This window comes from Streptomyces sp. NPDC055632, assembly GCF_053618675.1.
Genome location: NZ_JBSHHY010000031.1, coordinates 12,854 through 38,129, shown reverse-complemented (window position 1 = coordinate 38,129; position 25,276 = coordinate 12,854). Strand labels below are relative to the sequence as shown.

Here is a 25,276-nt window from a genome sequence, read left to right as displayed (position 1 = left end):
GCCGTCCGCGCACCCCCGGACCACGGGCGCACGGACGGGTCGCGCGGGCCCACTATCCCGGCCCCGGCGGGCCTCCGCCAGCACTTCGCCCCGCGTCGCCGCACCAATATTGGTCTCGTCCACTGACGGCGGTACCTCCCTGACCTGGGGCGGTCCCCGCTCCCCTACTCTGGGGCCATGGACGACCTCGACCGCGCGGCGCACGCGCTGCTCCGGCTGCCGCCCTCCTGCGGGCCGGTCCGGCTGGTCGCTGTCGACGGCCACGCGGGCTCCGGCAAGTCCACCCTCGCGGCCCGCCTCTCCGCCGCCCTCGGCGACGCCCCCGTCCTCCACCTCGACGACCTCGCCACCCACGAGGAGCTCTTCGCGTGGACCGGCCGGCTGCGGGAGCAGGTCCTGGAGCCCCTCGCGCGGGGCGCGGCCGCGGCCTACCGTCCGTACGACTGGCGGCTGCGGCGCTTCGGCGAGCCGCGCGCGCTGCCCCCGGCGCCGGTGGTCCTCGTCGAGGGCGTCGGCGCGGGCCGGCGGGCCGTGCGCCCCCACCTGGCGCGCCTGCTCTGGATGGAGCGCGGTGCGGAGGAGTCCTGGGCGCGGGGCCGGCGCCGGGACGGCCCGGAGCAGGCCGCGTTCTGGGACGGCTGGACCGTGGCGGAGACTCGCCATTTCTCCGAGGACCCCTCCCGGCCCTTCGCCGACGCCCTGGTACAGGAGTGCCGGAAGGGGTACGAGTGGCTTCCCGGGCCCCGCGTGACAGCGGGCACGGACCAGATCATCACCCACCGTGACGGCTTTCCGTCCGTGAACTGAGGGGTCCGGAGTCCACTTGCGCAAGTGCTCCAACTCCGCTTGACCCAAGGGCCGTACAGGTCTTACGTTCTGAATGTGCGGCTTTTCGGAGCCGCCGCGGACGCGAAGCCCCCGGTTGTTCCCCCGTGATCGGGGGCTTCGTTCTGCCCCCGGGACCCCTTCCGGAGCCCTCGCCGGGGCCCTTTGCGTCCCCCGGCGCTCACCCAGGGTCACCGCTTCCGGATCATGCGCTTCTCCTTAAGCGCCCGCCCCCTGCGCAGGTACGATGCCCGCAGGTGCGGTCAAATCCCGTCCATGCGATGACGGTTGTGGGGGACCCGATGGACATCGGCACACAGGGCTCGCAGCCCCCGGCCGAGCTCGCGTGGCTGCGCGGAGTCGACGCCTACACGATGGGCGCCTATCCGCAGGCGGAGGACGAGTTCCGGGCGGCGGTACGGATCGACCCCGGCATGGCGGACGCCTGGCTCGGGCTGCACGCGCTCCGGGTCGACACCACGACCGCGCTGCTGCGCATGTACCGCCACCGCGAGCGCTTCGGCGAGCAGCGGACCCGCTACCGGCGCACCCTGAACTCCTGGTACTGGCTCGGCTGGTGGGTGCAGCCGGTCCTGGAGAGCCCGCGCGACCTGCTGCTCGCGCACGCCTCCCACTGGCTCGACGGGCGCCACGTGCCCGAGCTGGACCGGGCCCTGGCGGGACTCCCCCCGGTCGACACCGACCCCCAGGTGCGCTTCCTGCACGCCTGTCGGGCCTATCTCGTCAAGGACTGGGACCAGCTCGTGCGGCACACCGAGCCCCTCGTCGACGACCCGCTGCTCGGCATCGAGGCCGGGCTCTTCGGCGGCATGGCCCGGGTGCGCCTGGAGATGTACGGCCAGGCCGAGCCGCTGCTCTCGGCCTCCCTGATGCGGTGCCGCAGCGAGCAGCCGCAGCGCAAGGAGCTGCGGTACTGGCTCGCCCGCGCCCACGAGGGCACCGGGCGCAGCGCCGCCGCCCTGCCGCTCTACCGGGCCGTGCACCGGATCGACCCCTCCTTCATGGACACGGCGGCGCGGCTCGCGGCGATCACCGAGTACGACGGTTTCGAGGGGTACGACGGTCCGGAGGATCCGGCCGGGCTCGCGACGGTCGCCCTGGGCACGGTCGGCGGCGGTCTCGGCCAGGACGCGGTGGACGCCGTGCCGGGCGCCGAGCCCGACACCGGCGGACTCGGCGACGGGCTGCGGCTCGCGCCCGATCCGGCGCCGCCGGTCGCACCGGCCCCGCCCCCGGAGGTCGTACGGCAGAAGGTCCGGGTCCCCCGGCAGCCCGAGCCGCCGCGCTTCCCGGCCGGTCCCACCGATCCGGCGCTGCTCGCGGAGGCGCTGGCCGAGCTGGAGGGCATGGTCGGCCTCGAACCGGTGAAGCGCCAGGTCAAGGCGCTCTCGGCGCAGCTGGAGATGGCGCGGCTGCGGGCCGACCAGGGGCTGCCGGTCCAGCCGCCGAAGCGGCACTTCGTCTTCTCCGGTCCCTCCGGCACCGGCAAGACCACGGTCGCCCGGATCCTGGGCCGGGTCTTCTACGCCCTCGGGCTGCTCGGCGGGGACCACCTCGTGGAGGCCCAGCGGGCCGATCTGGTCGGCGAGTTCCTGGGCCAGACGGCGGTCAAGGCCAACGAGCTGATCGACTCGGCGGTCGGCGGGGTGCTCTTCGTGGACGAGGCCTATGCGCTCTCCAACACCGGATACAGCAAGGGCGACGCGTACGGCGACGAGGCGCTCCAGGTGCTCCTGAAGCGGGCCGAGGACAACCGCGACCACCTGGTGGTCATCCTGGCCGGCTACCCCGAGGGCATGGACCGGCTGCTCTCCACCAACCCCGGCCTGTCCTCCCGGTTCACCACCCGGGTCGACTTCCCCTCGTACCGGCCGCTCGAACTCACCGCCATCGGCGAGGTCCTCGCGGCGGCCGACGGGGACGGCTGGGACGACGAGGCCCGCGACGAGCTGCGCTCGATCAGCGGGCACGTCGTCGAGCAGGGCTGGATCGACGAGCTGGGCAACGGGCGCTTCCTGCGCACCCTGTACGAGAAGTCCTGCGCCTACCGGGACCTGCGGCTCTCCGGCTATCCAGGCAGTCCGACCCGGGAGGACCTCGCCACCCTCCGGCTCGCGGACCTCATGCAGGCGTACGGCGAGGTGCTGTCGGGCCGCGGTCCGGTCGACCGCGGCCCTCAGCAGGAACCGCCGGGATACTAGCCCGGCACCCCAGGGGGTGTCTCGCCGATCATGCCGGGCTCGCGGCGTCCGGCCTGATCGACAAGACACCCCCTAGCTCTGCGCGGAAGCCGGGGACGGGGCCGTTCCCGGCACCGGGGACGGGGCCGTGGTCGCGCCCGGGGCCGTGACCGGGATCGTGACCGAGGCCGCGACCGTGGCGGTCCGGGGGCGCACCCGGTGCGCGGGGTCGCGGACCTCGCCCACCAGCATCTCCAGGACGTCCTCCAGGGCGACGAGTCCGAGGACCCGGCCCGAGCCGTCCGCGACCTGCGCCAGATGGGTCGCGGCGCGGCGCATCACGGTGAGGGCGTCGTCGAGCGGCAGCTCCGCCCGGAGCGTCGCCATCGGCCGCCACAGCCGCTGCGGCACCGCCCGCTCCCGCTCCTCCAGGTCGAGGACGTCCTTCACGTGCACGAAGCCCATGAAGGCGGCGCCCGCCTCGGCGCGGACCGGGAAGCGCGAGTACCCGGTCCGCACGGTCAGCTCCTCGATCTCTCGCGGGGTGACGGACGGCGGGACCGTGACCAGGGAGGCGGAGGTGATGAGGACGTCCGTCACCGGGCGGGAGCCCAGTTCCAGCGCGTCCTCCAGGCGCTCCTGCTCGGCCGGGTCGAGCAGACCGGCCTGTCCGGCGTCCTCGACGAGCCGGCCGAGCTGGGCGCTGGTGAAGACGGCCTCCACCTCGTCCTTCGGCTCGACCTTGAACGCCCGCAGGACCAGCCCGGCACAGGCGCCGAGGGCGGTCGTCACGGGGCGGCAGAGCCGGGCGAAGCCGACGAGGGCCGGGGCCAGCCACAGCGCGGTCCGTTCGGGCGCGGCCATCGCCAGGTTCTTCGGGACCATCTCGCCGATGACGAGGTGGAGGAAGACGACGGCGGCGAGGGCGATGACGTAGCCGAGCGGATGGATCAGGCCCTCGGGGACCCCGACCGCGTGGAAGACGGGTTCGAGGAGCCGGGCGACGGTCGGCTCGGCGACGGCGCCGAGCGTCAGCGAGCAGACGGTGATGCCGAACTGCGCGGCCGCCATCATCCGCGGCAGGTTCTCCAGGCCGTACAGGACCTGCTTGGCCCGGGCGCCGCCGAGCGGCTCGATCTGGCTGCGCCGGACGGAGACGAGCGCGAACTCGGCCCCGACGAAGAAGCCGTTGGCGAGGACCAGGAGGAGGGCGAAGAGGAGTTGCAGGGTGTTCATCGGGCGCCCTCCGCGACCAGCGGGCCGACGGGAGCCGTCGACACCGGCACCGGGTCCGGATCCGGGCCCGGCTCGGGGTCCGCCCGGACGATCCGGACGGATTCGGCGCGGTAGCGGTCGACCCGGCGGACCGTGAGGTGCCAGCCGGGCAGTTCGACCCGGTCCCCGGCGACGGGGATGCGCCCGAGGAGGTCGGCGACGAGCCCGGCGACGGTCTCGTACGGCCCGTCGGGCGCGTCGAGGCCCATCCGGCGCAGGGTGTGGACCCGGCAGGAGCCGTCGGCCTCCCAGGCGGGGCGTCCGTCCTCGGCGGGGACGGCGACCAGCTCGGGCCGTCCGTCGGCCGCGGTGTCGTGCTCGTCGCGGACCTCGCCGACGAGCTCCTCGACGATGTCCTCCAGGGTGACGACGCCGGCGGTGCCGCCGTACTCGTCGACGACCACCGCGATCGGCTGTTCCCGGCGCAGCCGCTCCAGGAGCGTCTGGGCGGGCAGCGACTCGGGGACGAGGAGCGGCGGGACCGCGATCCGGCCGACGGGGGTGCGCAGCCGGGCGTGCGGGGCGACGGCGAGCGCGTCCTTGAGGTGGACCATGCCGACGATCTCGTCGATCCGGTCGCGGTAGACCGGGAAGCGCGAGAGGCCGGTGGCCCGGGTGAGGTTGAGGACGTCGGCCGCGGTGGCGTCCCACTGGAGGGCGCTGACCTTCACGCGCGGGGTCATGACCTGCTCGGCGGTGAGGCCGCCGAGGGACAGGGTCCGTACGAAGAGGTCGGCGGTGTCCTGTTCGAGGGCGCCGGCCAGGGCCGAGTGCCGGGCCAGGGAGACCAGCTCGCCGGGGGTGCGGACGGAGTCCAGCTCCTCGGTGGGCTCGACGCCCAGGAGCCGGACGAGCCGGTTGGCGACCCGGTTGAGCAGGGAGATCACCGGCCGGAAGAGGGCGGAGAAGCGGCGCTGCGGGGTGGCGACGAAGCGGGCCACCTGGAGCGGCCGGGAGACGGCCCAGTTCTTGGGCACCAGCTCGCCGACCACCATCTGGACGGCGGACGCGAGCAGCATTCCGATCACCACGGACACCCCGGAGACGGCCCCTTCGGGCAGTCCGGTCGCGGTGAGCGGCCCGTGCAGCAGCCCGGCGAGCGCGGGCTCGGCGAGCATGCCGACGACGAGCGAGGTGAGGGTGATGCCGAGCTGGGTGCCGGAGAGCTGGAAGGACAGCTCGCGCAGCGCGGTGACGACGGTGCGGGCGCGCCGGTCGCCGGCGGCCGCGGCCCGCTCGGCCTCGGCGCGCTCGACGGTCACGAGACCGAACTCGGCGGCCACGAAGAAGCCGTTGGCGAGGATCAGGAGGAAGGCCGCGACGAGCAGCAGAAGGGAGATGATCATGCCGCCGCCTCCTGGGAGGGGGCGGCGCGGGTACTACCGGACGATCCGTCCATTGCTGGAGGGAGTCACTCCTCGGGTCGAAGGAAAGGCCTCGCGGGCCGCTGCGGCGGCCCTGCACACGCGAGGCGGTGGTGCGCTCGGCACCACCGCCTCCAGATTAGTCACGCGAACGCCCCGAGGGGCAGGGGGTCGGCTCCGGATGGGGGACGGACCGGGGTTCTCCCGGACGTTCCGCCCGGTGGAGACCCCGGGGCGGCCCTGGTGCCGTCTTGGTGCCGGCCCCGGGGTTCAGGCGCCCTCCGCGCCCGTCCCGCGGCTCTCCGCCAGGTCCCGCAGGGCGCGGGCGTCGCGGACGGCCGCCTTCCTGGCGATGCCGGGCTGGATGCCGAGCACGGGCAGGCTGGTGCCGTCGCTCAGGTCCAGGAAGACCCACGGGTCGCCGGAGCGGAGGTTGACGCGGAGGATCTCCGCCCAGGCGAGGCGCCGGGAGCGGGTGATGTTGACGACCGTGACGCCCTCGTCGTCGGCGACGACCTTGGGACGGCTCAGCAGGACGAGGACCCCGAGGAAGAGCGCGGCCGTGAAGACGAAGCTGGCGCGCTCCCCCGGTCCGAGCCGCTCCAGCAGCATCGCCACCAGGGTGACTGTGGCGAACATCGCGATCCCCACGGTCAGCAGGACGGCCCGGGTGCGGCCGGGGCGGAAGGTGACCGGGAGGGCGGGCGTCGTGGGCTCGGACATGGGGTTCCTCGGTGCCTGGTGGTGCTGGTGGGACGGGCGGCGTCCGGCCGTCAGAGGCGGCAGGCGTGGATCGCGGTGGTGAGGATGGCGCGGGCGCCCAGCTCGTACAGGTCGTCCATGATCCGCTGCGCCTCCTTGGCGGGGACCATCGCGCGGACGGCGACCCAGCCCTCGTTGTGCAGCGGGGAGATGGTGGGCGACTCCAGGCCGGGGGTGAGGGCGACGGCCTGCTCCAGGTGCTCGGCGCGGCAGTCGTAGTCCATCATCACGTACGAGCGGGCGACGAGGACGCCCTGGAGGCGGCGCAGGAACTGCTGGACCTGCGGGTGGTCGTCCGTGGCGCCCTGGCGGCGGACGACGACGGCCTCGGAGGTGAGGATCGGCTCGCCGATGACCTCCAGACCGGCGTTGCGCAGGCTGGTGCCGGTCTCCACGACGTCCGCGATGACCTGGGCGACGCCGAGCTGGATCGCGGTCTCGACCGCGCCGTCCAGGTGCACGACGGAGGCGTCGATCCCCTGGTCGGCGAGGTGCTTGGCGACGATGCCCTCGTAGGAGGTGGCGATCGTCATGCCGCCGAAGTCCTCGGGGCCGTTCGCGGTGCCCGGCCGGGTGGCGTACCGGAAGGTGGAGCGGCCGAAGTTCAGCGGGAGGATCTCCTCGGCGCTGGCGCCGGAGTCCAGGAGCAGGTCGCGGCCGGTGATGCCGATGTCCAGCTTCCCGGAGGCGACGTAGATCGCGATGTCCTTCGGGCGCAGGTAGAAGAACTCGACCTCGTTGTCGGGGTCGATGACCACCAGTTCCTTGGACTCCTTGCGCTGGCGGTACCCGGCCTCATGGAGCATGGCCGACGCAGGTCCGGAGAGGGAACCCTTGTTGGGGACGGCGATGCGCAGCATGGGGCGGCTTCCTTTGCCTGGGGAGTCGTGTGACGGGGGGAACGGGCTGGTTCAGAGGTGGGCGTAGACGTCGTCGAGCGAGATCCCGCGGGCGACCATCATCACCTGGACGTGGTACAGCAGCTGCGAGATCTCCTCGGCGGCGGCTTCCTTGCCCTCGTACTCGGCGGCCATCCAGACCTCGGCGGCCTCCTCGACGACCTTCTTGCCGATGGCATGGACGCCCTTGTCCACCAGTTCCGCGGTGCGGGAGGTGGCCGGGTCGCCGTTCTCGGCCTTGAGCTTCAGCTCGGCGAAGAGCTCTTCGAAGGTTTTGTTCGCCATGATGGTCCTAAGAGTACGGGGTGAGCGTGCGCGACTCAGCGCCAGGGTTCGCTGACCGTGCGCAGTGTGGTGGCGGTGGCGACGGCGGCGGTGACGGCCTCGTGGCCCTTGTCCTCGGAGGAGCCCTCCAGGCCGGCCCGGTCGAGCGCCTGCTCCTCGTCGTCGACGGTGAGGACGCCGAATCCGACGGGTACGCCGGTGTCGATCGAGACCTGGGTGAGGCCGTGGGTGACGCCCTGGCACACGTACTCGAAGTGCGGCGTTCCGCCGCGGATGACGACGCCGAGCGCCACGATGGCATCGTAGCCGCGCCCGGCGAGGACCTTCGCCACGACCGGGAGCTCGAAGCTGCCGGGGACGCGCAGCAGGGTCGGTTCGTCGATGCCGAGCTCGCTCAGGGCGCGCAGGGCGCCGTCGACGAGGCCGTCCATGATCTTCTCGTGCCACTGGGCAGCGATGACCGCGACCCGGAGGTCGCCGCAGTTCTTCACGCTGAGGACGGGTGCGCCCTTGCCGCTCATGTTTCTCCTTGCCGATGGTGCCGAAGGTGCTGGTCGTGTCGGTGGTGCCGGTGGATCCGTACGTGGTTACTGGTTGCCGCAGGTGGAGGCCGGGGAACCGTCCAGCCAGGGGAGGTCGTGGCCCATCCGGTCCCGCTTGGTGCGCAGGTAGCCGAGGTTGTGCTCGCCGGCCTGGACCGGCATGGGCTCGCGGCCCCGGACGACGAGGCCGTACCGGGTGAGGGCGTCGACCTTGTCGGGGTTGTTGGTCATCAGGCGCAGGCTGCGGACGCCGAGGTCGACGAGGATCTGCGCGCCGGCCGCGTAGTCGCGGGCGTCGGCGGGCAGTCCGAGCTCCAGGTTGGCGTCGAGGGTGTCGCGGCCGCGCTCCTGGAGCTCGTACGCGCGCAGCTTGGACAGCAGGCCGATGCCGCGGCCCTCGTGGCCGCGCAGGTAGACGACGACGCCCCGGCCGGCCTCGGTGATCCGGTCCATGGAGGCCCGGAGCTGGGGGCCGCAGTCGCAGCGCAGCGAGTGGAAGACGTCGCCGGTCAGGCACTCGGAGTGGACCCGGACGAGGACGTCCTCGCCGTCGCCGACCTCGCCGTGGACGAGGGCGACGTGCTCGACGCCGTCGACGGTGGAGCGGTAGCCGTACGCGGTGAAGTCGCCGTGCGCGGTGGGGAGGCTGACCTCGGCCTCGCGGCGGACGGTCGGCTCGGCGGAGCGGCGGTAGGCGATCAGGTCCTCGATGGAGATGATCGTGAGGCCGTGCTTGCGGGCGAAGGGGACGAGCTCGGGCAGGCGCAGCATGACGCCGTCCTCGCCGGCGATCTCGACGATGGCGCCGGCCGGGCGCAGGCCCGCGAGGCGGGCGAGGTCGACGGCGGCCTCGGTGTGCCCGTTGCGGACGAGGACGCCGCCGGCCTTGGCGCGCAGCGGGAAGACGTGGCCGGGGCGGACGAAGTCGGAGGGCTCGTGGCGTCCGCTCGCCAGCATCCGCAGGGTGGTGGCGCGGTCGGCGGCGGAGATGCCGGTGGTGACGCCGTGGGCGGGGGACGCGTCGACGGAGACGGTGAAGGCCGTGCGCATCGACTCGGTGTTGTGCTCGACCATCTGCGGGAGTTCGAGGCGCTCCAGCTCCTCGTCCTCCATGGGGGCGCAGATCAGGCCGCGGCACTCGCTCATCATGAAGGCGACGATCTCGGGGGTGGCCTTCTCGGCGGCGATGACGAGGTCGCCCTCGTTCTCGCGGTCCTCGTCGTCGACGACGACGACGGGGCGGCCGGCGGCGATGTCCCGGATCGCCTGCTCGACGGGGTCGAGGGCGAGGTCGGCGGCGTCCCAGGAGGGGAGGGAACTCATGCGTGGGCTCCTTCCGGAGCGGGGGCGGTGCGGGAGCGGAGCCACCAGTCGCGCATGCCCCACAGGACGAGCGCGCCGTAGATGACGTAGACGAAGCCGGAGAAGGCGTAGCCGTTGGCGAAGTTCAGCGGGACGCCGACCAGGTCGACGAGCAGCCAGGCGAACCAGAACTCGACCATGCCCCGGGCCTGGGCGTACATGGCGACGACGGTGCCGACGAAGATGTAGGCGTCCGGCCAGGGGTCCCAGGACAGGGTCGGGAAGGCCTTGAAGAGCAGGGCCACCGCGACGGTGCCGGCGGCGGCCGCGGCGATCATGGCGCCGCGCTCGCGCCAGGTGGCGAAGCGCACGGCGATGTGGCCGTCCGTTCCCCGGCCCGTTCCGCGCTGCCACTGCCACCAGCCGTAGAGCGCCACGAGCACGACGACGACCTGCTTGCCCGCGCTGCCGGCGAGGTGGCCGTAGAAGGCGGTGAAGAGGATGAGGCCGGCGAGGAACTGCACGGGCCAGGTCCAGACGGAGCGGCGCCAGCCGAGCGCGAGGGCGGCGAGCCCGAAGAGGTTGCCGACCATGTCGGACCAGATGATGCGCTGGCCGAGGAGGGTGAAGGCCTCGGAGCCTAGCCAGTTCACTTGACGTTCTCCCCGGCGTTCGGGCCGAGCAGCCGCTCGACGTACTTGGCGATGACGTCCACTTCCAGGTTGACCGGGTCGCCGCTCTTCTTGATGCCGAGCGTGGTCAGGTCGAGGGTGGTGGGGATGAGGCTGACGGTGAACCAGTCGTCGCCGACCTCGACGACGGTGAGGCTGACGCCGTCGACCGTGATCGAGCCCTTCTCGACGACGTAGCGGGCGAGGGGGGCGGGGAGGCCGACCTTGACCAGCTCCCAGTGTTCGGACGGGGTGCGCTCCAGGACGGTGCCGGTGCCGTCGACGTGGCCCTGGACGATGTGGCCGCCGAGGCGGCCGCCGACGGCCATGGGCCGTTCCAGGTTGACGCGGGAGCCGACGCCGAGGGCGCCGAGGCTGGACCGCTTGAGGGTCTCGGCCATGACGTCGGCGGTGAACTCGCCGTCGCCGTGCTCGACGACCGTGAGACAGACACCGTTGACGGCGATGGAGTCGCCGTGCTGGGCGCCTTCCGTGACCAGGGGGCCGCGCAGTCGGAAGCGGGAGGCGTCCTCCAGCCGCTCGACGGCGACGACCTCGCCCAGTTCTTCGACGATTCCGGTGAACACGGTCAGGCTCCCTTGAGGGTGGCGGTGATGCGGAGGTCGGGGCCGATGCGGACGGTCTCGGTGACGTCGAGCCGCAACGCTTCGGTGATGGTGCGGATTCCCGCCCCGGCGAGGGCCTGCGGGCCGTCGCCGAGGAGGACGGGGGCGAGGTAGCCGACGACCTGGTCGACGGCGCCCGCGGCGACGAAGGAGCCCGCGAGGGTGGGGCCGCCTTCGAGGAGGACGGAGCGGACACCCCGGGCGTGGAGCGCGTCGAGCAGGTCGTGCACGCCGATCCGGCCGTCGCGCAGGGGCAGCCGGAGCGGTTCGGCGTCGGGCAGGTGCCGGGTGTCGGCGTCCTGCCCGACGACGACCAGGGTGGGCGCGGCGTCGTCGAGGACGCGGGCGGTCGGCCGGATCCCGGCGCGGGTGTCGAGGACGACCCGCAGCGGCTGGACCGCGCCCTCGATCCCCCGGACGGCGAGGTGGGGGTCGTCGGCGCGCAGGGTGCCGCCGCCGACCAGGACGGCGTCGGACTCGGCGCGCAGCCGGTGGACGTCGGCGCGGGCCTCGGGCGAGGTGATCCAGCGGGAGGTGCCGTCGGCGGCGGCGATCCGGCCGTCGAGGGTGGCGGCGTACTTCCAGCGGACGAAGGGGCGGCCGCGGCGCACGGAGGTGAGCCAGGCGATGTTGCCGGCCTCGGCCTCGTCCTCCAGGAGTCCCCGCTCGACCTCGACGCCGGCGGCGCGCAGGGTGTCGGCACCGCCGGTGGCCTGCGGGTTCGGGTCGCCGACCGCGTAGACGACGCGGCTGATCCCGGCCTCGATCAGGGCGCGGGAACAGGGTCCGGTGCGGCCGGTGTGGTCGCAGGGTTCGAGGGTGACGTAGGCGGTGCCGCCACGGGCGAGGACGCCGGCCTCGCGCAGGGCGTGGACCTCGGCGTGCGGGCCGCCGGCGCGCCGGTGGTGGCCCTCTCCGACCCGGTGTCCGGAGGCGTCGGTGATGACGCAGCCGACGACGGGGTTGGGGCTGGTGGCGCCGAGTGCGCGGGCGGCGAGCTCGACGGCGCGCCGCATGGCTGTGGTGTCGGCCTGCCGGTCCACCGGGTCCTCCTGCCTCTTCGGGCACGGACTCCGGGGCTGTCGGTGACGACAGGGAGCGGGAAGGACGCCTCGCGCAGGGTGCGCCGGGGCCGAGGGTCCGCGGGACCGCCGGTGGAACGGCGGACAGCGGACGTACGGCCGGCACACCCCTGGAGAGGGGTCACCCGCCGCGCACTGCCTCCCATCCGGACTTTCACCGTCGGTCCAGGAATCTCACCTGGTCAACCGGCCGCTGGCTGCGGACGGGTCGCGGACTATACCGCCGGTTCGGAATTACACCGACCCCGGAGTGCGCTGCTGCTGATACAGGGCCAGTGTGCCACGGCCGGTGAACGCGGTGCGGTCACGAGCCTGTGGGCTGGCTCACAGGGTCCCATATTCACCTTCTTTGGTCCAGACCTATTGACGCACTGGTCTAGTCCTCTTAATCTCCGTGTCACCTCCGAGGTAACGGTCCGTCGGGGTGCGCACTCCACGGGCCCAACACGACCCACCCCCTTGTTCGTTGTGTTCCATCACCTCCCCAGGAGGAACCGATCGTGTTGTCCCCCACGACGAAGAGAGCCTCGCTGCTCGCGTCCGGCGCGGCCGTCGCCGGGCTGCTGCTCAGCTCGCTCTCCGGCGGCGTCTCGTACGCGGCCGACAACGAGTCCTGTCGCCCCGACGGCCTCTACAAGACGCCCGGCGTCGACGTCCCGTACTGCTCGGTCTACGACGCCGAGGGCCGCGAGAAGATGGGCGCGGACCACCAGCGCCGGGTCATCGGCTACTTCACCGGCTGGCGCACCGGCAAGAACGGCCAGGACGCCTACCTCGCCGACGACATCCCGTGGGACAAGATCACCCACATCAACTACGCCTTCGCGCACGTGGACGCGGCCAACAAGGTGTCCGTGGGCACCGACGGCCCGAACAACGCGGCGACCGGCATGACCTGGCCCGGCGTGGCCGGCGCCGAGATGGACCCGTCGCTCCCGTACAAGGGGCACTTCAACCAGCTCAACAAGTTCAAGAAGCAGCATCCGGACGTCAAGACGCTCATCTCCGTGGGCGGCTGGGCCGAGACCGGCGGCTACTTCGACGACAGCGGCAAGCGGGTCGGCTCCGGCGGCTTCTACACGATGGCCACCAACGCGGACGGCTCCGTGAACCAGACGGGCATCAACACCTTCGCCGACTCCGCCGTGGCGTTCATCAAGAAGTACGGCTTCAACGGCGTCGACATCGACTACGAGTACCCGACGTCGATGAAGGACGCCGGTCACCCGGCCGACTTCCCGATCTCCAACGCCCGCCGCGCCGGGCTCAACAAGGGCTACGCGGCCCTGATGAAGACCCTGCGCGAGAAGCTGGACCGGGCCGGCGCCGCCGACGGCAAGCACTACCTGCTGACCGTCGCCGCCCCCTCCTCCGGCTACCTGCTGCGCGGCATGGAGACCTTCCAGGTCCAGAAGTACCTGGACTACGTCAACATCATGTCGTACGACCTGCACGGCGCCTGGAACGAGTACGTCGGCCCGAACGCCTCCCTGTTCGACGACGGCAAGGACGCCGAGCTGGCCTCCGCGAACGTCTACGGCAGCGCGCAGTACGGCGGCATCGGCTACCTGAACACCGACTGGGCGTACCACTACTTCCGCGGCTCCATGCCGGCCGGCCGCATCAACATCGGCCTGCCGTACTACACCCGCGGCCACAAGAACGTGCAGGGCGGCACGGACGGACTGTGGGGCAAGGCCGCCGCGTCCTCCTGCCCGGCGGGCTCCGGCCTGACCAAGTGCGGTGACGGCGCCGTCGGCATCGACAACCTCTGGCACGACAAGGACGACAACGGCGTCGAGTCCCCGGCGGGCTCGAACCCGATGTGGCACGCCAAGAACCTGGAGAAGGGGATCGTCGGCGACTACGTCACCCAGTACGGCTTCCCCGCCAACACCCAGCTGACCGGCACCTACGCCCGCAAGTACGACTCGGCCCTGGTCGCGCCGTGGCTGTGGAACGCGCAGAAGAAGGTCTTCCTCTCCACCGAGGACGAGCAGTCGGTGGCCAAGAAGGCGGACTACGTGGTCGACCGCGGCATCGGCGGCACCATGGTCTGGGAGATGGCCGGCGACTACGCCTGGAACGCGGCCAAGGGCCAGTACGAGGCGGGCTCCACCCTCACCTCGCTGATGTACGACAAGTTCAAGACGGCCGCCCCGTACGGCGCGAAGAAGTCCAACAAGGCGCTGCCCGCCAAGGCGGTCGACATCGCGGTGGACTTCACCGAGTTCAAGCTGGGCGACTCCAACTACCCGATCACGCCCAAGCTGAAGATCACCAACAACACCGCGACCACCCTCCCCGGCGGCACGGAGTTCCAGTTCGACTACTCCACCGCGGCCCCGGCCAACGCCTCCGACCAGTCGGGCTTCGGCACCAAGGTGATCAGCAGCGACCACACCGGCGGCAACGTCGGCGGTCTGAAGGGCGACTTCCACCGCGTCTCGCTGAAGCTCCCGGCCTGGCAGACGCTGGCCCCGGGCGCGACGGTCGACCTGTCGTTCAACTACTACCTGCCGGTGTCCACCCCCTCCAACTGGACGGTGAACATCAGCGGCACGACGTACGCACTCGCCGGTGACCTGGCGCGCGGCACGACGGTCGTGGAGCCGGGCTCCGGCACCACGCCCCCGACCACCCCGCCGACCACGGAGCCGCCCACCGGCTGCACCGCCCCGGCCTACGTGGCGGGCACGGTCTACAACGCGGGCAACGAGGTCGCCCACAAGGGCCGCAAGTGGAAGGCCCAGTGGTGGACCCAGAACCAGGAGCCGGGCACGACCGGCGAGTGGGGCGTCTGGAAGGACCTCGGCGCCTGCTGATCCCCACCTCCTGAAGGGGCCCTCACCGGAGGACCCTCGTCGAAGGACTCCCGGCGGCGGAAACTCACGGCCCTTGCCGCCGCCGGGCACCCTCCGCGCCGCGCTTCCCTGTCCGGGGCGCGGCGCGGTGGCGTTTCCGGAGCCGTACGCGACGGCGGGATCCCGCCCCTACGGGAACAGGTCCTCCTGGGCCGCGTCCCGGGCCGTCAGGAGGGCGCCGCGCAGGACGGCCGCGTCGCCGAGGGCGGTGGCCCGGACCTCGGTGCGCAGCGGCGAGAGGGCGGCGAGCTCCGCCTCCACCCGGGCCGCCAGGGCCGCGCCGCCGCTGTGGCCGGTCTCGCCGCCCAGGACCACGCAGCCGGGGTCGAGGACCGAGACCACGGCCGCCGCGCCGACGGCGAGCCGGCGGGCGACGGCGTCCAGGAAGGGCTCGTGCCCGGAGGCGAGCGCGGTCCCCGGGTCCAGGCCGTGCTCCCGGGCGAGCGCCTCCACGGCCGCGGTGCAGGCCAGTTCGTGGAAGCCGCCGTCGCAGCCGGTGGCCGAGGGGAGCCCGGTGGTGCCGGGCACCGGCAGGAAGCCGATCTCGCCCGCCCCGCCCGAGGCGCCCCGGCGCAGCCGCCCGTCGAGGACGACGGCGGCGCCCACGCCCTGGCCGAGCCAGAGCAGGACGAAGTCCTCGCGGTCGCGGGCCGCGCCCTCGCGCAGCTCCGCGACGGCGGCGAGGTTGGTCTCGTTCTCGACGAGCACGCGCGCGGGGAGCCGTTCCTGGAGGACGGCGACGAGCCGCCGGTGCCAGGCGGGCAGCCCCGTGGAGTCGCGCAGCTCGCCGGTGACCGGCTCGATGAGTCCGGGGGCGCCGACCGCGACGCTGTGCGGCACGTCGACGCCGGCCTCCTTCACCGTCCGCTCCAGGAGGGCGACGGCCTTCTCCACGGCCGGTCCGGTGCCGCCGTCGTCGCCGACGGGCGCGGAGGCCTCGGCCAGCGTGGTGCCGAGCAGGTCGGCGACGGTGACGGAGACGGAGCGGGTGCGCACGTCGAGGGCGGCGAGGTGGGCACGGCCGGCGACGATCCCGTACAGCTTGGCGTTGGGGCCCCGGCGCTCGGCCCCGGCCTCGCCGACGACGTGGACGAGCCCGGAGCCCCGGAGCCGCTCGACGAGGTCGGCGACGGTGGGGCGGGAGAGTCCGGTGAGCGTCTTGAGCTGAGCGGCCGTCAACGGGCCCTCGTCCTGGAGCAGTCGCAGGGCGAGCCGGTCGTTGATGGCCCGCGCGGTGCTCGGGGATGCGGCCATGCGGCGATCCTCTCAGACGTTCCCGGGGCGGGACTCCTCCCCGTGGACTATTTATCAGGCAGGGTTCCTGATAGTTTACGCGGCGCATGACCACAGAGGTGCACCGAGGCAGTGGTGCGCCACGACACCGGGAGGGCCCATGGCGGCGGAGACCGTCACCACCACCGAACGCCTGCGGCGGGCGCGCTTCGCCGTCGCCGCCGTCTTCTGCGTCCACGGCGCGGTGACCGGCAGCTTCGCCACCCGCATCCCCTGGATCCAGGAGCACGCGGGCGTCAGCGCCGGACAGCTCGGGCTCGCGCTCGCCTTCCCCGCGCTCGGCGCCTCGCTCGCGATGCCGCTCGCCGGGGCGATCTCCCACCGCTTCGGCGCCCGCACCGCGCTGCGCGGCCTGCTCGCCCTGTGGACGCTCTCCCTGATCCTGCCCTCGCTCGCCCCGAACGTCTGGGGGCTGTGCGGCGCGCTCTTCGTGTACGGCGCGACCGCCGGCATGTCCGACGTGGCGATGAACGCGCTGGGCGTCGAGACCGAGACCCTGCTCGGCCGCTCCATCATGTCGAGCCTGCACGGCATGTGGAGCGTGGGCGCCCTGATCGGCTCCGCCGCCGGAACGGTCGCCGCCCACCTCGGCGGAGACGCCCGGATCCACCACCTGATCGCCGCCCTCGTCCTCACCGCGCTCGGCCTGGTCTTCTGCCAGGACGTCCTCGACGTGCGCAGCACCCCCGAGGAGGAGGCGCCGCCGCGCTTCGCGCTGCCGCCGAAGTCCGCGCTCGTCATCGGCGCCATCGGCTTCTGCGCGGTGTTCGCGGAGGGCGCCAGCCTCGACTGGTCGGCCGTCTACCTCCGGGACGAGCTGGGCACCTCGGCCGGGCTCGCGGCCGCCTCGACGACCGCCTTCGCCCTGACGATGGCCGTGGCCCGGCTGGTCGGCGACCGGGTCGTGGACCGCTTCGGCGCGGTCCGCACGGTACGGGCCGGGGGCGCCGTCGCCACCCTCGGCGGGCTCATGGTGGTCCTCGCCCCGCACGCCGCCGTCGCCCTGGCCGGATTCGGACTCATCGGGCTCGGGGTCGCGGTCGTCGTCCCGCTCGCCTTCGCGGCGGCCGGACGCAGCGGCCCGAACCCCAGCCAGGCCATCGCGGGCGTCGCCACCATCACGTACACCTCGGGCCTCATCGCCCCCTCAGCGATCGGCGGCATCGCCGACGCGACCTCGCTCGTCTTCTCCTTCGGCCTGGTCACGCTGCTGGCGTTCGGTCTGGTGGTGGGCGCGGGCGTGCTCCGGAGCGCCGACCGGAAGGTCCCGGCGGCCGCCCCGGCCGACGGCGTCCGCGCCAGGAGCGGGGGCCCGGCCGCGTAGCGGCGACCACCGGCCGGGGCGCCGTCCTCCCCGGCGTCCCCGGCCGGCGGTCGCGCATACCATGTGGCTGATCTTTTGCGGTCACGACGCGACCGCCGGAACCGGAGAACGGGAGCGACCTCATGAACCTCGGCGTGCGCTGGACCCTGCACGGGGACGGGAGAACACCCGCTCCGGGGGCCGTCGTCCGCCCGGACGAGCGGCTCTCCTGGCCCCGGACCGTCGGACTCGGCGCGCAGCACGTGGTCGCGATGTTCGGCGCGTCCTTCGTCGCCCCGGTGCTCATGGGCCTGGACCCGAACCTCGCGATCATGATGTCCGGCGTCGCGACCGCCATCTTCCTCCTGGCGACCCGGGGCACGGTCCCGTCCTACCTGGGCTGCTCGCTCTCCTTCGTCGGCGTCGCCGCCGCCATCCGGGCCTCCGGCGGCACCAGCGCCACCGTGACCGGCGCGGTCCTGGTCGTCGGCGCCGTGCTCTTCCTCGCGGGCCTCGCGGTGCGGAGGTTCGGCGCGCGGATCATCCACGCGGCGATGCCGCCGATCGTGACCGGCGCCGTCGTCATGCTGATCGGCTTCAACCTGGCCCCGGTCACCGCGGCCACCTACTGGCCGCAGGACCAGTGGACGGCGCTCCTGGTGATGCTGTTCACCGGTCTGGCCGTGGTCTGCCTGCGCGGTTTCTGGTCCCGGATCGCGATCTTCCTCGGCCTGGTCTTCGGCTACGCCCTGTCCTGGGTGCTCGACCTGGTCTTCGGCAAGATCCACTCGATGTCGCCGTCCGGCCAGGTCACCGACCACTGGCGGCTCGACCTCTCCGGCGTCTCGCAGGCCGACTGGATCGGTCTGCCCTCCTTCCACGGTCCCAGCTTCGAGTGGTCCGCGATCCTGGTCGCGCTGCCCGTGGTCATCGCCCTGATCGCCGAGAACGCCGGGCACGTGAAGGCCGTCGGCGAGATGACCGGGGACGACCTGGACGACAAGCTCGGCACCGCGATCGCCGCCGACGGCGCCGCCTCGATGCTGTCGACCGCCGTGGGCGGCCCGCCGAACACCACGTACTCCGAGAACATCGGCGTCATGGCCGCCACCCGCGTCTACTCGACCGCCGCCTACTGGGCCGCGGCCGGCTTCGCGCTGCTCTTCGGCCTCTGCCCGAAGTTCGGCGCGGTCGTCGCCGCCATCCCCGGCGGCGTCCTCGGCGGCATCACCGTCATCCTGTACGGCATGATCGGCCTGCTCGGCGCCCAGATCTGGATCAACGCCGAGGTCGACCTGCGCAACCCGCTCAACCTGGTCCCGGCCGCCGCCGGCATCATCATCGGCGTCGGCGGCGTGAAGCTGACCTTCACCGACACCTTCGAGCTGGGCGGCATCGCGCTCGGCACGATCGTCGTCATCACCGGCTACCACGTGCTGCGGGCCTTCGCCCCGGCCCACCTCAAGGAGCAGGAACCGCTCCTGGACTCCGGCACCAGTTCGTACGAGAGCGGCGCGGACGGCGGGGCGAAGAGCTGAGGGATTCGCCCGTTCTGGGGAAGCCGGGCCCGGAAGGCTCCCCTGCGGGCCCGGCGGCTGGGAGCCTGCCCCCATGGCGCAGACCCAGCAGCTCGGGCAGCAACTCGGACCCTTCGTCGCGGTCGACCCCGTGGTGGACCGGATGCGGTCGCTCCGCGCGGCCTGGCACCCGGCGGACGGGGTCGCCGTCTTCAACCGGGTCTACCTGACCGTCACGGAGGAGATCGGCCACGCCATCGAGGCGGGCGCCTTCGAGGACCGGCGGGCCGCCGCCACGCTCGACGTGCGGTTCGCCGAGCGGTACCTCGCGGCGGTCGACTCCCTCGTCGGCGGGGGCCCCGCGCCCGCCTGCTGGCGGCCCCTCTTCCACTACCGGCGCCATCCCGGCGTGCGTCCGCTGCAGTTCGCGCTCGCCGGGATCAACGCGCACATCGGCCACGACCTGGCGCTCGCCGTCGTGGACGCCTGCCGGGACCTGGAGTGCGGGCCGGCCGACCTGGAGGACGAGTTCGACCGGGTCGGGGACGTCCTCGTCCTCCTGGAGGAGCGCATCCGGGAGGAGCTGATGCCGGGCCCGGACCTCCTGGAGCTCGCGGACCCGCTCACCCATCTGCTCGGCTGCTGGTCCCTGGACCGGGCCAGGGACGGGGCCTGGCTGGCGGCCCGCTCGCTCTGGCAGCTGCGCGGGCTTCCCGAGCTGGCCGGGGAGTTCACCGAGCGCCTGGACCGGTCGGTGGGCCTGGTGGGGCGGATGCTGCTCACACCCCTGACCAGGCCCTGAACCTTCCCGACCGGGCCCCGACGGGTACGGGGGTCAGTCCTCCGGCAGCTCGACCGGGGCGATCTCGTCGTAGACGTCGCCCGGACCCGGGTTGGTGGCGTCGGTGGAACCGCCGAGGTGGTGCATCACGCCCCAGACCGCGTTGAGCGCCGTCTGCACCGCGCCCTCGGCCCAGCCGGCCGTCCAGGAGATGTCGTCGCCGGCGAGGAAGATGCCCCGCTTGTCCTCGGGCAGTCGGTCCTGCATGAAGTGGGTGAACAGGCGCCGCTGGTAGCGGTAGTGGCCCGGCAGGTTCGCCTTGAAGGCGCCCATGAAGTAGGGCTCGTTCTCCCAGGAGACCGTCACCGGGTTGCCGATGATGTGCTTCCGGATGTCGACCTTCGGGTAGATCTCGCCGAGCGACTTCAGCATGACCTCCATCCGCTCGTTCGCGGACAGCGGCAGCCACTTGAGGCTGTCGTCGCACCAGGTGTACGAGAGGCAGATCGTGGCCGGCTTGTCCGGGCCGTCGTCCAGGAGGTAGGTGCCGCGGGTCATCCGGTCGGTGAGCGTCATCGACATGACGTCACGCCCGGTGTCCTCGTCCTTGTCCAGCCAGAACGGCCGGTCGACCGGCACGAACAGCTTGGACGACTCCATGTAGTGGGTGCGCTCGATCGCCGTCCAGTGGTCGATCGGGAAGAGCGAGTCGTCGCAGGCGATCTTGGAGAGCAGCATCCAGGACTGGGCGGTGAAGACCGCCGCCCGGTACGTGCGGATGTCGCCGGAGGCGTCGGTGACCGTGATCCGGTTGCCCGCGGTCCGGTTCAGCCGGGTCACGGCCGGCTTCGGGTCGCCGCCGTGCAGGGAGGCGAGGGAGGTGCCCTGCGCCCAGTGCACGATCTTCGCCGGCTCGCGCTCCCACAGGCGCAGCGGGAGCTGCTGCGAGCCGCCGACGATGCCGCGGTGGTGGTCGTCGGCCTCGGTGTAGACGACGCGGAGGATCTCCAGGATGGAGTTGGGGAAGTCGGTGTCCCAGCCGCCGGTGCCGAAGCCGACCTGGCCGAAGATCTCGCGGTGCCGGAAGGACTTGAAGGCCTCGGACTCGCAGAGGAAGCCGTAGAAGGTCTGGTTGTCGAGCTTCTCGACGAGCTGCGCCCAGATCTCGCGGATGCGCGGGACGTCGCGCTCGCGCATGGCGGTGTTCATGTCGGAGAAGTCGGCGCCCTCTTCCAGGCACTTACCCCAGGCGGCGGCGACGTCACGGTAGACCTGCGGCAGGTCGTCGATGGTCTCGGCGTAGTGCGACTCGCCCTTGAGGTCGACCACGGTCGACGGGGTGGCCGGGGAGAGCGGGTTCGGGAAGGGCGTGGTCTCCAGGCCGACCAGGTCGATGTAGTGCTGGAGCGCGGTCGAGGAGGGCGGGAAGCGCATGGCGCCCATCTCGGCGGTCAGCGAGTCGTCGCAGCCCTCGAAGCCGACGGTCCGCAGCCGGCCGCCGATCTTGTCGGCCTCGTAGACGACGGGCTTGAGGCCCATCTTCATCAGCTCGTACGCGGCGATGATCCCGGACAGGCCACCGCCGATGACCGCGACCTCGGTGCCGTGCTCGGTCGCCGGTATCTGGCCGAGCCCGGCCGGGTGGGCCAGGAAGTCGTCGTAGGCGTACGGGAAGTCCGGACCGAACATGGTGATCGGCGGCTGCGCGTCGGTGTGCTGGACGGCGTTGGGCACCGTGGACGTCATGGGGTACGGACTCCTTGCACGGGAGAAGAAGGGTGGGGCGGGAGGGCGGAGGGGGCTCAGACCAGGGGGCCGTAGAGGTCCGGGCGCCGGTCGCGGAGGTAGGGGTTCAGCTCGCGGGAGGCCGCCAGGAAGGCGGGGTCGACGTCGCCGACGACGAGGTCCTCGCCGCGTCCGGCGCGGGCCCGGGCGGTGCCGTCGGGGGCGGCGAGCGCGGAGAGCCCGACGAACTCGAAGTCGCCCTCGGGGCCGGTCCGGTTGGCGTACGCGATGTAGAGCTGGTTCTCGAAGGCGCGCACGGGGACGACGGACTCGGCGACGACCTCGGCCGGGTGCATGAGCGCGGTCGGTACGAGGAGGAGGTCCGTGCCGGCCAGGGCCTGCGCCCGTACGTTCTCGGGGAACTCGACGTCGTAGCAGATCATCAGGCCGACGGTGAGGCCGCCGACCTCGGCCTGGACGACGCCGTCGTCGCCGGGTGTGAACCACTGGTTCTCGAAGGCGCCGTAGAGGTGGGTCTTGCGGTAGTTCGCGAGCGGGACGCCGTCGGCGCCGACGAGCCGCACGGAGTTGTGGAGGACGCCGTGCTCCTCGGTGTTGCGCTCCGGGTAGCCGTAGCCGACGGCCAGGCCGTGGCGGACGGCGACGGCCGCGACGGCGCGGGCGGAGGGGCCGTCGGCCGGTTCGGCCAGGCGGGCCATGTCGGCGCCGATGGCGTAGCCGGTCAGGAACAGCTCGGGGGCGAGCAGCAGGCCCGCTCCGGCGGCGGCGGCCCGGGCTGCGGCCTCGTCGAGGATCTTGAGGTTGGCGGCCACGTCACCGAGCTCGCCGGAGCTCTGGAGCAGGGCGGTGCGCAGCGCGGGCATGGCGATCCTCGGGGGGTCCGGAGTACAGGGGGAAGACGTCAAAAACGGTACGGTTCCGGACTCGGCCGGGACAAGGCGGGAGCGTTGCGGACCGACCGTCGAACCGTTGCGCGGTCCTCGCCCTCGGCGGCGATTCGTTGCGTACGGCTCCCGCCGTGGTCGTACGGCTCCCGCCCGTGGTCGTACGCCTCCCCCGCCGCGCGGCGGAGGCGAGGACCGTTCCACGGCGCGACGTCCCGGCGCGGTCCGCGCGGAAGAGTGGTGGGCGTCCGGTCGACCGGCCGGTGACCAGCCGAAAGGAACGGAACCACCCATGAACCGTCGTACGAAGTTCGCCGCCCTGGCCGCCGCCCTCCTGATCACGGCGGGGGCCGCGGGGTCCGCCGTCGCCTCGGCGGACGGCGGGGGCTCCGCCGCCCGGCACGGCGAGCGGGAGGCGGCCGCGCTGACCGGCACGGCCAAGCTGTACCGGCCGGCCGGGGACGACATCACGTTCTCCTTCGACGCGCACCTGGCGGCGAAGGACAACAAGGACCCGCAGGCCGCGACCGGCACCTTCCGGTTCAGCCACTACAAGGACGGCGAGGGGGGCTACGCGGTGGCGAAGGTCGACTGCCTCACCACGGGCGGCACGGTGGCCGTGGTGACGGGCGTCGTGACCGAGACCGACGTGGACGGCTTCCGGAACAAGCGGGTCGGGATCTCGGTGCACGACGACGGGCGGCGCGACCGCCTGGGCTACAGCTGGATGACGAAGGGGGACCACCAGGAGCTGCCGCCGTGCATGAGCGCGGCCCCCTTCGAGAAGGTGAAGGCCGGCACCGGCGACTTCACGGTGCTGCCCTGGCGGGTGGAGTACCCGACGGAGTAGCCCCTAGGCGGGCGAGCCCGAGGAGAAGCGCCGCAGCAGCGGCGAGAGCACCAGGACGGACTTGGTGCGCTCCACGAAGGGCTCGCCCGCGATCCGCTCCAGGACGCGCTCGAAGTGGCGCATGTCCGAGGCGAAGACCTGGACGACGGCGTCCGCGTCACCGGTGACGGTCGACGCGGACACCACCTCGGGGTACCGCTCCAGACCCCGCCGGATGTCGGCCGGCGAGGTGTTGTGGCGACAGTAGATCTCGACGAACCCCTCGGTCTCCCAGCCGAGCGCCGCCGGGTCCACCCGTACGGTGAAGCCGGTGATGGCGCCCTCGGCCCGGAGCCGGTCCACGCGCCGCTTCACGGCGGGCGCGGAGAGGCCGACGAGCGAGCCGATGTCGGCGTACGAGCGGCGGGCGTCCTCCGCGAGGGCGTGGACGATGCGTTCGTCGAGGTCGTTGAGTCGCACTACGGGTGGATCACTTCTCTGCTGAGGGCGCTGCGGTGGCCAGGCGGGAGCGGCGCATGCCGTACAGGAAGTAGAACACGAGCCCGGCGGCCATCCAGCAACCGAAGACGACCCAGGTGATCGCGTCCAGGCTGAACATGTTGTAGACGCAGAACAGGAAGCCGAGGATCGGGAAGGTCCAGCCGAGCGGGACGCGGAAGGTGCGGTCCATGGTCGGGCGGCTCTTCCGCAGCACGATCACCGCGACGTTGACCAGGGCGAAGGCGAAGAGGGTGCCGATGCTGGTGGCGTCGACGAGCTTGCCGAGCGGGATGACGGAGGCGAGGGCGCCGCAGAACAGGGACACGATGACCGTGTTCACGCGCGGGGTGCCGGTCTTGCCGCTGACCTTGCCGAAGACCTTGGGCACGAGGCCGTCGCGGGACATCGCGAAGAGCACCCGGGTCTGGCCGTAGAGGACGGTGAGCACGACGCTGGCGATCGAGATGACGGCGCCGGCGGCGAGCAGGGTGCCCCAGAACTTCTGGCCGCTGACGTCGTTCATGATCGCGGCGAGCGAGGCCTCGGAGCCCTCGAAGTCCTTCCAGTTCCACGCGCCGACGGCGACGGCGGCGACCAGGACGTAGAGCACGGTGACGATGAGCAGCGACAGCATGATCGCGCGCGGCAGGTCGCGCTTCGGGTCCTTCGCCTCCTCACCGGCGGTGGAGGCGGCGTCGAAGCCGATGTACGAGAAGAAGAGGCTGGCTCCGGCGGCGCTGACCCCGGCCATGCCGAGGGGCATGAAGTCGGCGTAGTTGCCGGACTTGAAGCCCATGAAGCCGATGGCGCAGAAGAGCACGAGCGCGGCGATCTTCACGAACACCATGACCGTGTTGACGACGGCGGACTCGCGGGCGCCGCCGAGCAGGAAGACCATCGCGAGCAGGACGACGATCAGACCGGGCAGGTTGATGAAGCCGCCCTCGCCGGGCGCGGAGGAGACCGCGGCGGGGAGGGTGACCCCGATGGTCCCGTCGAGCAGCTCGTTGAGGTACTCGCCCCAGCCGACGGCCACGGCGGCGACCGAGACGCCGTACTCCAGGACCAGGCACCAGCCGCAGACCCAGGCGACGAGTTCGCCCATCGTTGCGTACGCGTACGAGTAGGAGGAGCCGGCCACCGGTATGGAGCCGGCCAGCTCGGCGTACGAGAGGGCCGAGAAGAGCGCCGTGAGGCCGGCGATGACGAAGGCGACGGTGACGGCGGGGCCGGCCTTGGGGACGGCGTCGCCGAGGACGACGAAGATGCCCGTGCCGAGCGTGGCGCCGATGCTGATCATGGTCAGCTGCCACATCGAGAGGGAGCGGCGGAGGTTGCCGCCCTCGCCCTGCCCACCCTCCGCGACCAGGGCTTCCACCGGCTTGCGACGGCCGAGGGCGCGGAGAGCGGAGGGCTTGGGGACGGCCGTGTCGTCGACCGGTGGGGCTGCGCCGTGGTCCAGCACTGCGGAGGCTCCTTATCGCTGCCTGTGGGGGCGGAGCGGGGACCGCGGCGGTGTGCGGGCATGCCGGAGCAGGCCCACGGGGGACGGAACCGCCGAGCAGGCGGTCGCCGCCACTCCTGGTACGAGGCACGAGCCTAAGGGGAGAGGGTTCGCACTCGTAATGCAGGGTTGTTGCGCAATGACGGATGATCATTGCGCACTTACGGCACGGACGGGGGAAACATTGCGCTCCCCCGCATGAATCAGTACATCGGGGGCA

22 protein-coding genes and 1 riboswitch are annotated in these 25,276 nt (G+C 72.4%); of the genes, 7 read left to right on the top strand and 15 right to left on the bottom strand.

All coding sequences use genetic code 11. The features are described 5' to 3' along the window. Nucleotides 1-177: 177 nt before the first annotated feature. Together ACWGSR_RS29605 and ACWGSR_RS29600 are read left to right on the top strand one after the other, a co-directional pair. Nucleotides 178-807, top strand: a complete 630-nt coding sequence (locus ACWGSR_RS29605) for a uridine kinase family protein (protein WP_453570903.1) — start codon at nt 178-180, stop codon at nt 805-807. A 320-nt stretch (nt 808-1,127) separates the two neighbouring features. After that, nucleotides 1,128-3,047: an AAA family ATPase gene (locus ACWGSR_RS29600; RefSeq protein WP_453570980.1), complete on the top strand. Its 1,920-nt coding sequence runs from the start codon at nt 1,128-1,130 to the stop codon at nt 3,045-3,047. A gap of 72 nt (nt 3,048-3,119) precedes the next feature. Here ACWGSR_RS29600 and ACWGSR_RS29595 read toward each other — a convergent pair whose 3' ends face one another. The 10 genes from ACWGSR_RS29595 to ribD form a co-directional block, all read right to left on the bottom strand. Next, nucleotides 3,120-4,262: a hemolysin family protein gene (locus ACWGSR_RS29595; protein WP_453570900.1), complete on the bottom strand. Its 1,143-nt coding sequence runs from the start codon at nt 4,260-4,262 to the stop codon at nt 3,120-3,122. After that, on the bottom strand, nt 4,259-5,647 hold the full coding sequence (locus ACWGSR_RS29590) for a hemolysin family protein (RefSeq protein ID WP_376240902.1): 1,389 nt from the start codon (nt 5,645-5,647) through the stop codon (nt 4,259-4,261). Before ACWGSR_RS29590 ends, ACWGSR_RS29595 begins: the two co-directional genes overlap by 4 nt. A gap of 288 nt (nt 5,648-5,935) precedes the next feature. After that, nucleotides 5,936-6,388 (bottom strand): PH domain-containing protein, encoded by a 453-nt coding sequence (locus ACWGSR_RS29585; RefSeq protein ID WP_376240900.1) that lies wholly within the window; start codon nt 6,386-6,388, stop codon nt 5,936-5,938. Between the two features lie 50 nt (nt 6,389-6,438). Continuing rightward, complete coding sequence (gene hisG / locus ACWGSR_RS29580) at nt 6,439-7,287, bottom strand: ATP phosphoribosyltransferase (RefSeq protein WP_121828835.1); 849 nt, start codon at nt 7,285-7,287, stop codon at nt 6,439-6,441. Nucleotides 7,288-7,338: 51 nt separating this feature from the next. Further along, the gene (locus ACWGSR_RS29575) at nt 7,339-7,611 is read right to left on the bottom strand and encodes a phosphoribosyl-ATP diphosphatase (RefSeq protein WP_053643769.1); all 273 of its coding nucleotides are present in this window, start codon (nt 7,609-7,611) and stop codon (nt 7,339-7,341) included. 35 nt (nt 7,612-7,646) lie between these two features. Next, nucleotides 7,647-8,132, bottom strand: coding sequence for a 6,7-dimethyl-8-ribityllumazine synthase (gene ribH / locus ACWGSR_RS29570; protein ID WP_030691287.1), 486 nt, complete (start codon nt 8,130-8,132; stop codon nt 7,647-7,649). Between the two features lie 66 nt (nt 8,133-8,198). Then, the gene (locus ACWGSR_RS29565) at nt 8,199-9,476 is read right to left on the bottom strand and encodes a bifunctional 3,4-dihydroxy-2-butanone-4-phosphate synthase/GTP cyclohydrolase II (RefSeq protein ID WP_376240896.1); all 1,278 of its coding nucleotides are present in this window, start codon (nt 9,474-9,476) and stop codon (nt 8,199-8,201) included. After that, nucleotides 9,473-10,108 (bottom strand): nicotinamide mononucleotide transporter family protein, encoded by a 636-nt coding sequence (locus ACWGSR_RS29560; protein WP_376240894.1) that lies wholly within the window; start codon nt 10,106-10,108, stop codon nt 9,473-9,475. The genes ACWGSR_RS29565 and ACWGSR_RS29560 overlap by 4 nt, the downstream gene beginning before the upstream one ends. Next, complete coding sequence (locus ACWGSR_RS29555) at nt 10,105-10,713, bottom strand: riboflavin synthase (protein WP_453570894.1); 609 nt, start codon at nt 10,711-10,713, stop codon at nt 10,105-10,107. Before ACWGSR_RS29555 ends, ACWGSR_RS29560 begins: the two co-directional genes overlap by 4 nt. A 2-nt stretch (nt 10,714-10,715) precedes the next feature. Further along, entirely contained in the window at nt 10,716-11,795 is a 1,080-nt protein-coding gene (gene ribD / locus ACWGSR_RS29550) for a bifunctional diaminohydroxyphosphoribosylaminopyrimidine deaminase/5-amino-6-(5-phosphoribosylamino)uracil reductase RibD (protein WP_453570891.1), read from the bottom strand. A 167-nt stretch (nt 11,796-11,962) separates the two neighbouring features. Continuing rightward, nucleotides 11,963-12,092, bottom strand: a riboswitch (FMN riboswitch). A gap of 242 nt (nt 12,093-12,334) precedes the next feature. Here ribD and ACWGSR_RS29545 point away from each other — a divergent pair. Next, complete coding sequence (locus ACWGSR_RS29545; RefSeq protein ID WP_376240888.1) at nt 12,335-14,659, top strand: chitinase C-terminal domain-containing protein; 2,325 nt, start codon at nt 12,335-12,337, stop codon at nt 14,657-14,659. 168 nt (nt 14,660-14,827) lie between these two features. On the opposite strand, the gene ACWGSR_RS29540 is transcribed toward ACWGSR_RS29545, so the two are convergent. Beyond that, nucleotides 14,828-15,952 (bottom strand): ROK family transcriptional regulator, encoded by a 1,125-nt coding sequence (locus tag ACWGSR_RS29540; RefSeq protein WP_376240886.1) that lies wholly within the window; start codon nt 15,950-15,952, stop codon nt 14,828-14,830. 139 nt (nt 15,953-16,091) lie between these two features. On the opposite strand from ACWGSR_RS29540, the gene ACWGSR_RS29535 reads away from it, so the two are divergent. The 3 genes from ACWGSR_RS29535 (at nt 16,092) to ACWGSR_RS29525 (ending at nt 19,613) form a co-directional block, all read left to right on the top strand. Continuing rightward, nucleotides 16,092-17,315: an MFS transporter gene (locus ACWGSR_RS29535; protein WP_453570887.1), complete on the top strand. Its 1,224-nt coding sequence runs from the start codon at nt 16,092-16,094 to the stop codon at nt 17,313-17,315. A gap of 122 nt (nt 17,316-17,437) precedes the next feature. Further along, nucleotides 17,438-18,832, top strand: coding sequence for a uracil-xanthine permease family protein (locus ACWGSR_RS29530; protein ID WP_453570884.1), 1,395 nt, complete (start codon nt 17,438-17,440; stop codon nt 18,830-18,832). A gap of 73 nt (nt 18,833-18,905) precedes the next feature. Continuing rightward, the gene (locus tag ACWGSR_RS29525; RefSeq protein ID WP_376240880.1) at nt 18,906-19,613 is read left to right on the top strand and encodes a DUF5995 family protein; all 708 of its coding nucleotides are present in this window, start codon (nt 18,906-18,908) and stop codon (nt 19,611-19,613) included. Nucleotides 19,614-19,646: 33 nt separating this feature from the next. Here the strand turns inward: ACWGSR_RS29525 and ACWGSR_RS29520 are convergent, their stop codons facing one another. Both ACWGSR_RS29520 and ACWGSR_RS29515 read right to left on the bottom strand, forming a co-directional pair. Continuing rightward, nucleotides 19,647-21,338, bottom strand: coding sequence for a flavin monoamine oxidase family protein (locus ACWGSR_RS29520; protein WP_453570881.1), 1,692 nt, complete (start codon nt 21,336-21,338; stop codon nt 19,647-19,649). Nucleotides 21,339-21,394: 56 nt separating this feature from the next. Beyond that, complete coding sequence (locus ACWGSR_RS29515; RefSeq protein ID WP_053643746.1) at nt 21,395-22,201, bottom strand: carbon-nitrogen hydrolase family protein; 807 nt, start codon at nt 22,199-22,201, stop codon at nt 21,395-21,397. 313 nt (nt 22,202-22,514) lie between these two features. Between ACWGSR_RS29515 and ACWGSR_RS29510 the strand changes: the two genes are divergently transcribed. Continuing rightward, on the top strand, nt 22,515-23,072 hold the full coding sequence (locus ACWGSR_RS29510) for a Repetin (RefSeq protein WP_453570877.1): 558 nt from the start codon (nt 22,515-22,517) through the stop codon (nt 23,070-23,072). Between the two features lie 3 nt (nt 23,073-23,075). Here ACWGSR_RS29510 and ACWGSR_RS29505 read toward each other — a convergent pair whose 3' ends face one another. Next, on the bottom strand, nt 23,076-23,531 hold the full coding sequence (locus ACWGSR_RS29505) for an Lrp/AsnC family transcriptional regulator (protein ID WP_376240873.1): 456 nt from the start codon (nt 23,529-23,531) through the stop codon (nt 23,076-23,078). 10 nt (nt 23,532-23,541) lie between these two features. Further along, the gene (locus ACWGSR_RS29500; protein WP_376240871.1) at nt 23,542-25,017 is read right to left on the bottom strand and encodes an amino acid permease; all 1,476 of its coding nucleotides are present in this window, start codon (nt 25,015-25,017) and stop codon (nt 23,542-23,544) included. Nucleotides 25,018-25,276: the final 259 nt, after the last annotated feature.